This is a genomic window from Nocardia araoensis NBRC 100135 (assembly GCF_000308435.1).
GTDB classification, from domain to species: domain Bacteria; phylum Actinomycetota; class Actinomycetes; order Mycobacteriales; family Mycobacteriaceae; genus Nocardia; species Nocardia araoensis.
The window spans coordinates 1-5,890 of sequence record NZ_BAFR01000309.1 but is presented as its reverse complement, the minus strand read 5'-3'; the positions used below and the strand labels follow the sequence as shown (position 1 = coordinate 5,890).

The window sequence follows — 5,890 nt, the reverse complement described above, 5'->3', positions numbered from 1 at the left end:
CATCTTCCGCAGCCCGGTGATCGCGTTGCTGCCGATCGTGGTGATCGGCGCGATCTCCAGCATGGTCAGTGGGTTGATCGCCATGGTGGCCAAGGCCTTCGACTTGCAGATCGACGCATCGATCAACGCCATCCTGGTGGTGGTGCTGTTCGGTGTCGGCACCGATTACATCCTGTTCCTGATGTTCCGCTACCGCGAGCGGCTGCGCGCCGGCGAGGATTCGAAGACCGCCATGGTCAGCGCCGTCACCCGGGTGGGTGAGGCGATCGCATCCGCGGCGGGCGCGGTGATCATCGCGTTCATGGCGCTGGTGCTGTCCACGCTCGGCATGTTCCGCGCCATGGGCCCGGCGCTGGCGATCGCGGTGGCGGTCGCGCTGCTGGCGGGGCTGACGCTGGTTCCCGCCGTGGTCTCGCTGCTGGGCACCAAAGTGTTCTGGCCGTCCAAGGCGTGGCGTATCGAACCGAAGGGCGCGCGGTTCACCGCGATCGGGAATGCGCTCGGTCGTCGGCCCGGGGCGTTCGCCGCGGCCTCCGGCGGCGTGCTGGTCGTGCTCGGGATCTTCGCCTTGGGTTTCCACCCGACGTTCGATCTCAGCTCCGGCTCCACCTCGCAGGCATCGGAATCCGTCGTCTACAGCAAGGAATTGGTCAAGGGCCTGCCGGCCGGGACCACCCAGCCTTCGGACGTCCTGTTGCAGTCCGACGGTGCGCTGACCGCCGATCAGCTCAGCTCCTACCGCAACGCGCTGGCCGGAGTACCCGGTGTGGGGCAGGTGGCCGAGCCGAAGTTGTCCGCCGACAAGACGATCGCCGACTTCGCGGTGACGCTCGATGCCGCGCCGGAGTCGGATGCCGCGCTGGACACCGTGTCCGGACCGCTGCGCGATGTCGCGCATGCGGCGGCGCCCGCCGGTGCCACCGCCGCGGTCGGCGGTCTGACCTCGATCTTCGTCGACTTCCAGGAGGCGATGGCGCACGACTACGCGATCGTGTTCCCCGTGGCGGCGGTCCTGATCATGATCGTGCTGGGATTGCTGCTGCGCAGTGTGGTCGCGCCCTGGTACCTGATGGCCTCGGTGTTCCTCGGATTCGCCGCCACGCTCGGCGCCGCGGTGGTGGTGTTCCAGCACTTCCGTGGCGAGACCGGCCTGATCTTCACCCTTCCGGTGATCATGTACCTGTTCGTGGTCGCGTTGGGCACCGACTACAACATCCTCATGGTCGCCAGGCTGCGGGAAGAGGCGCGCGAGGGCAACGAGCCGAAACAGGCCGCCGCGCTGGCGGTGCGGCACACCGGTCCGACCATCGCGGCGGCCGGGGTGATCCTGGCGGGCACATTCGCGTCGATGATGCTGGCGGGCAACAACGTCCTCGCCCAGATGGGCTTCGCCATCTCGGTGGGCATCGCGATTGCGGCGTTCGTCATGGCGATGTTCTTCACGCCCGCGCTCACGGCGCTCATCGGGCACAAGGCGTGGTGGCCGGGGCACGGGGACGAGAAGCCCGGTGGGTCGGGATCGGAGTCTCGCGAGGCGGTCGGCACTTCGGTCGGCGAGAGTTGATACCGGAGCCGTTCCACACGGACGACCTACGCGCCTGAGCAGACCGAACTCCAGCTGTGCACTCGGAATATTGCGGGTGCACAGCTTCTGCTAAGTAGTAGAGGCAGCGTTTGTTCGGGCAGTTTGCGTGGCCAGGCGAGTCCTTTGTCTTCTTCCCGCCAGATTGGCCGAGTTGCCTGGGATATGGAGCCGTGCCCCGCTAGAGTTGGGCTGCACAGCATCGAGGGAGGGCATGATGGCGCTGATCACTTCTCTGGCAGGGCGGGTACGGAATACAAGCCTGCCCAAAAGTCATTCGCTCTTGCCCTTATTGGAGGCCGTCGTCAACGGTCTCCAAGCGATCGACGCACGCTTCGGTGAGAATATCGAGCACGGACGCCTTCGAGTTACGCTTCAGCGGAGCGGACAAGATGAGTTCGACTTCGACTTGTCCGACGCGGGCCGTGTGACGCTGAAACCAATACTGGGCTTTCTCATCGAGGACAACGGCGTGGGTTTCACGCCGGCCAACATGAGCTCGTTCGAGACGCTGGACAGTGACTACAAGGCAGAGATGGGTTGCCGCGGCGTCGGACGTCTGCTCTGGCTCAAGGCGTTCGACAGGGTTTCGATACGGAGCGCGTACCTCGATGACGACGGCGATCTTCGCGCCCGGGCATTCAAGTTTTCCGTGGACCGCGAAGTCGAGCACGACGAGGCGCCGGACTGCTTCGATGAAACGGGCACAGTCGTCTATCTCGACGGGTTCAAAGCCGCTTTCCAGAGGAACGCGCCGAAGACCGGCGAGACCATCGCCCGTGCGGTGTTCGAACACTGCATTTGGTACTTCCTGCGGCCGGGCGGCGCCCCTGAGGTGACGATTGTCGATGACGAGGATGTCATCTCCCTCACGAAACTGATGGAAGAATTCGTCTTTTCCGAGTTGCCGCAGACGACCATCGAGGTCAAAGGCAAGAAGTTCGCCATGATCAATCTTCGCCTCAAGTCCTCAACACGCAATCTCACGCCTCGGTTGTGCTGGTGTGCGGCGAGCCGCGTCGTCGTGGAGGAAAACCTCACCGGCAAGATCCCAGGACTGTACGGAAGGTTGAAAGACGACACGGCAACTGAATTCACTTACGTCTGTTACTTGTCATCCGACTTTCTGGACGCCCACGTACGCGCTGACCGCACCGCGTTCGATATCAATGAACGACTGGCGAACCCGACGTTGGAAGACGATATCTCGCTGGAAGATATCCGTTCGGGCGTTCTGCGCGAAGTGGAAAAACTCCTTGCCGATTCACTCGCCGCAGCCCGCGACGCAGGCAAGGCGCGAGTCCTCGAGTTCGTCAGCAACCGCGCACCTCGGTACCGCCCCGTCCTTTCCAGGCTCGAGTCACTCGGCGTGACCGTGGACCCGTCCATCAAGGATTCAGACCTCGAACTCTTGCTTCATCGCAATTTCCAGAAGCTGGAGGCCGATACCATCACGCAGGGACAGGCAATATACGCAGAGGCCGGCTCCACTCCCCTGGAGGACTACCAGGAACGGCTGAACCAGTACCTCGACAAAGTTCGGGACATCAATCAATCCGACCTGGCGGCGTACGTCTCCCGCCGTCGAGTGATTCTCGATCTCTTGTCTAAGCTCATCAGGACGAACGAGCAGGGTAGGTATTCTCGAGAGGACGCTATCCACTCGCTGCTCATGCCAATGCGTACCGACTCGAATGAGATCGGGACCGACGCGGCCAATCTGTGGATCATCGACGAGCGGCTGGCTTTTCACGACTACCTCGCCTCCGATAAGACCCTCAAGAGCATGCCGATCACCGGCTCTCAGTCGACAAGGGAACCGGACATTCTTTCGACGCGGCTGATCGACACGCCGGTGCTAGCAGCGGAGGGTGACACATTGCCGTTGGCATCGATCGTCGTGGTCGAGATCAAGCGACCGATGCGGAACGACGCGTCGGAGGACAAGGACCCGATCCTTCAGTCGCTCGATTACGTGAAGCGCGTGCGAAGCGGCGGTGTAGTGACGGCCGCAGGACGTCCGATCCCGGCGTCACAGGATTCGCCAGCCTTCTGTTACATCCTGGCCGACCTCACAACGACACTGGTGAACAGGTGTGAATACGCGAATCTACGGCGGACTCATGACGGCCTTGGCTACTTCGGTTTCAACGAGCCGGCGAAGGCGTACATAGAGGTCATGTCCTTCGACCGGCTGGTCAACTCCGCCACAGAGCGCAATCGGGCATTTTTCGACAAGCTTGGACTGCCGTCGAGTTGAGCTCGTAGGGCGTGACCGAGGCCGGCAGCCGATCTACTCGGCACGCGCGACCGGGAGCTTGTGGACGACCGGAGCGAGGCTCGACGCGATGATGCTGGTCCGGGTGACGGCTCACCCGATGGTCGCGTAGGGGCGGTGGACTTTGATGGCCGAGTCCAGAACGCGGGTGACTGCGGAGCGGGGGACGCCGAGTTCGTTCGCGATGGCCGGGGTCGAACCGCCCTGATCGGCGAGGGTCAGGATCTCTCTGACCTCCTCGATCGGGAGGGGGGACAGGCGGCGGTCGGTGATCGCGCGTGCGATAGCCGAGATCTCGTCGTCGTCGGTGTCTGCTTCCTCCGGCTCGGTGGGGAATTCGTCGTCCTCGTCGTCGTACGTGCCGATGACCGGCATCGGTTCGACGCGGGGACGCGAAGGCTCGGGGGCTTCCTCGAGCGCCAATTGTTCGCTCTCCGTGTCGGCGGAGTGGTCGTTCTGCTCGGCGGACACCGACTTTCCGCGTTTCGCCGCGCGGGGAGCGGTGGCACTCGGGTGTACCTGCGCGGCGGCGTCGGCGGTCGCGTGCGGAGGGGTGCGCATGGGTTCGGCGGAACCCGGGTGCCGGGCCGAGTCGTCTCCGCGATGCGTGCGGTCGATCGCACGTCCGCCTCGATCGGCATGTGGATGCGGTGATGCCGCACCGTTCCCCCGTGTCGAGGGGTACTCGCCGAATTCGAGACCGTCGTGCAGGTCGGCGAGCGAAATCTGTTGTGCCGCAGGATTGTTGCGATGCGATTCCTGGTTGTCGGACGCAGGCGATTCCGCTGGGCGCGATGTTTCGCGCTCGATGTCGACCGAAGAAGGCTGTGCTGCTTCGGGTTCAGCGGGTCGGGCCGGGTGGTTCGCGGCACGAACCTCCGCGTCTTGCTGTGTGGCGGGGGAGATCGGATGCGCAGGGGGCGTTGTCACCGCGCGGCCACCGACGGCCGATGGAACCGGGCTTCCGTTGGCAGCGCTGGTTTCCCCAGGGTGCTCGGTGACGAGGGGAGCGGTGTGCTCGCTGACCGGGATGGCAAGCGCATCGATGCCAGTGGTCATTTCGATGGAGGGATCATTGGTATTCGGTGCGGCGTGGTGCCCGTTCACTCGCGTTTCTCCGGTCGCGCGGAACTCGCCATCGGTGCCGGGGTAAACGGTCTTCTCGTCCGAGCGTTTCACAGAGCTGTCGGTGGGAGTCGCCATGATGTGGCCGTTGGTGGCCGGACGCAAGGTATGTCCGTTGATGCGCGGATGCCCATTTCCGTTGGCGGGCGCCTGGTCGGTCATACCGTCGATCGGCTGGACGTGGCCGTTCATGGACAGGTCGTGTGTATGGCCGTTGCGAGTGCGCGCGAACGCGGCACCGTTCGGGCCATCGGTAACCGCATGGCCGTTGGTCGGACGCTCGTCGACGGGGCCTGGATTGGCGGTCTTCCCGCGCACTTCGCCATCCATCGCGGCCGACCCCGTGAGCGGAGGGCGGTCGATCGAGATGGGGTGGCCGTTGGTCGGCGTATCGATCGTGTGGCCGTTGATCGGGCGAGCGTTCGCAGGGCCCGAGACGGGGAAGTCTCCGTGCATTCCGCCGCCCCGGTGGTCCGTCGTCGCGGGCCGTGCGCGGTCGATGGTGACAGGGTGGCCGTTGATCAGTGATTCGACCGCGCGACCGTTGGTTGCAGGCTTTTCATCGGCGCCGCGTGCCGGGGCAGGCATGGCCGTTGCGGCCGGGCTGGTGAGTTCGTCGGGACGAGGGCCGGTCGTTTCGCCCGGGACAGTTGGGTGGGCCGAGGTTTCACGTCCGGCGAGATGGACGTGGGCTCCGCCCCGATGGCCGGCTTGTGTTCCGGAGCTCGTGTCGTGGAGGCCCTCGCGACCGTCGGTGACGCGTGCGGCGTAGGTATCGCCTTGCCGAGGGAATCGGCCGCTGTTCGGGGCCGAATCGAGCGGGCGGTAGTCACCGGCCTCCGGCATGCCCGGATCGAATCGCGCGTCGACTCGGGTCATCCGCGGGTCGGGATCGATCACCGGCG

The 5,890-nt window shown here is 64.6% G+C and carries 3 protein-coding genes; 2 read left to right on the top strand and 1 reads right to left on the bottom strand.

Features of this window, described 5'->3' with window-relative positions:
* Positions 1-1,564 (top strand): MMPL family transporter (locus ON21_RS30890; RefSeq protein WP_051021513.1); only part of this gene is annotated, 1,564 nt, incomplete at its 5' end.
* 232 nt (positions 1,565-1,796) lie between these two features.
* A complete protein-coding gene (locus tag ON21_RS30885; RefSeq protein ID WP_245562807.1) occupies positions 1,797-3,842 on the top strand; it encodes an ATP-binding protein in 2,046 nt (681 codons plus the stop codon).
* 111 nt (positions 3,843-3,953) lie between these two features.
* Here ON21_RS30885 and ON21_RS30880 read toward each other — a convergent pair.
* Positions 3,954-5,890 (bottom strand): hypothetical protein (locus ON21_RS30880; RefSeq protein ID WP_039803879.1); only part of this gene is annotated, 1,937 nt, incomplete at its 5' end.